Here is a 2133-nt window from a genome sequence, read left to right as displayed (position 1 = left end):
CGGGGGGCCTCTCCGGAGTCCTCCACGGGCTCGGGGGGCAGGTCCCCAGGCACTGCAAGCCGGACGACGGCGACGACGGCGGCGGTGAAGGCCAGGCCAAGAAGGGTGACCCAGAGCTGGGGGAGGAACATCATGAACCCGCTGACGGCCAGGGCGACCCGGGCCCAGACGGGCAGGCGGCGCTCGACGACCGCAAGGTAGCCGCCGAGGGCGCCCGCCACGGCGTAGACGGCCACGACACTGAAGAGGAAGGCCAAGAGGATTTCCCCGCCGCTCGCCTGGGCGACGAGGGCCGGGTTGAGGGCGAAGCCGAACGGGACGATGTACTTGACGGCCCCGAGGCGCATGGCCTCGACGCACGTAGCCATCGGGGACGCCTTGGAGATGCCCGCGGCGGCGAATGCCGCGAGGCCGACCGGCGGGGTGATGTAGGACACCGACGCCCAGTAGATGACGAAGAGGTGGGCGGCCAGCGGGTCGATGCCCAGCGAGATGACGGCGGGGACCATGACGATGGCCAGGAAGACGTAGGCCGCAGAGATGGTCAGGCCCATGCCGAGGACGAAGCACACGGCCGCGCCGGTGAGGAGCAGGAGGATCGTGTTGTCCCCCACGAGCGCCACGAGGTCCCGGGAGAGGGACAGGGCCACACCCGTGGCGGTGAGGCCGCCCAGGATGAGCCCGACGCCGGCGATGATGCCGATGATCTGGGCGAGGGTACGCCCGCAGTCAACGGCCATGTCCAACCACTGGCGGCGGGACATCTGCACGCGGGGACTGACGGCGGCGATGAGGATGAGCAGCCCCACGACCCAGAACGGCACCTGGGCCTCGGAGTCGAGGACGAAGAGGAGGCCCGTGAGCACCGCGAGGGCGCCGAGGTAGGGCCAGCCCTCTTTGAGGGCGAGGCCAAGGCGCGGCAGGAGGTGGCGGGGCGTGCCCTTGAGGTCGTGGACCGCCGCGTAGGCGTCGATCTGGAGGAAGACGCCCAGGAAGTACAGGAAGGCCGGGATCGTGGCCGCCACGAGGATCGTGGTGTACGGGACACCGACGAACGAGACCATGAGAAAGGCGGCGGTGCCCATGATGGGCGGCGTGATGGAGCCGCCGGAGGAAGCCGTAGCCTCCACGGCGCCGGCGACGCGGGGGGTGAAGCCGGAGCGGATCATGGCGGGGATCGTCATCGGTCCCGTGGTGAGCACATTGGACACGGCGGAGCCGGACATCATGCCCATGGTGGCGGAGGATGCCACGGCCACCTTCGCCGAACCGCCGCGGTAGCGCCCGAAGACGGCCATCGACAGGTTGTGGAAGAAATCGGCTCCGCCGGTGTGCTGCAGCACGGTGCCGAAGAGGAGGAAGCCCACCAGGATGGCCCCCGCCGTCTGGAGGGGCATGCCCAGGATGGACTCGGTCCCCATTGAGTGGACCTGGCCGATGGTGAGGAGGTCGTAGTCGATGCCCTGGAGGATCCCGATGGGGATGCCGCCCGCGATGATCGGGTAGAGGGAGAAGGCGAGGCCCAGCACGGCGACGATCCACCCCGCGGCCCGTCGCAGGATCTCCACGACGAGGGCCCAGAAGACGAGGGAGAGGACGGTGGCCACGGCGGGGGCGTTCCACTCCCAGCCATACTCCTGGATGTCCACGCCGTGGAAGGCGAAGTACAGGCAGGAGATGACTGTCAGGACCATGAGGAGCACGTCGTACAGGGGGACGCCCTGCCGAGCGGTCCGCATCCCCTCGGCCTCGATGATCTGGAGGGTGCTCGTGCCGGGCGGAGGCCCGCCGGCGGCGCCGGGAGACTTGTGGGCCCTGCGGCTGAGGGCTGGCGTGACGATAAAGACGATCGGGAGGAAGCACGCCAGGAGCAGGTAGAGGAAAGTGTTCTGGAGGAGCGTAATCCCGCCCAAACGCCAGAAGAAGACCTGGTTCATCGTCACCAGGACCCCCAGGGCGGTGAGGACCACCGTGACCGTGGTCCAGAACGGGGTGAGGCGGGGATTGTGGGTTGTGACGGCGTTGATGTCCGCGGCGAGCGACGCGACCGGGGCGCCGTCTGAGGCCCCGGTTCGGGGGGCTGCGGTGGGGGCGAGGTGGCTCATGCGTCCGTCTCCTGGGTGTCGGTGGGGG

1 protein-coding gene is annotated in these 2133 nt (G+C 69.4%); it reads right to left on the bottom strand.

Annotated elements, in window-relative coordinates; all coding sequences use genetic code 11:
- A partial coding sequence (locus J1M40_RS11940) for a TRAP transporter permease (RefSeq protein ID WP_241252251.1) occupies positions 1–2105 on the bottom strand: 2105 nt, incomplete at its 3' end.
- Between the last annotated feature and the right edge of the window lie 28 nt (positions 2106–2133).

This window comes from Micrococcus sp. KRD026, from assembly GCF_017168445.1.
Taxonomy (GTDB): Bacteria; Actinomycetota; Actinomycetes; order Actinomycetales; family Micrococcaceae; genus Micrococcus; species Micrococcus luteus.
The sequence above is the reverse complement of the archived record's forward strand: the minus strand, read 5'-3'. Positions and strand labels throughout refer to the sequence as shown.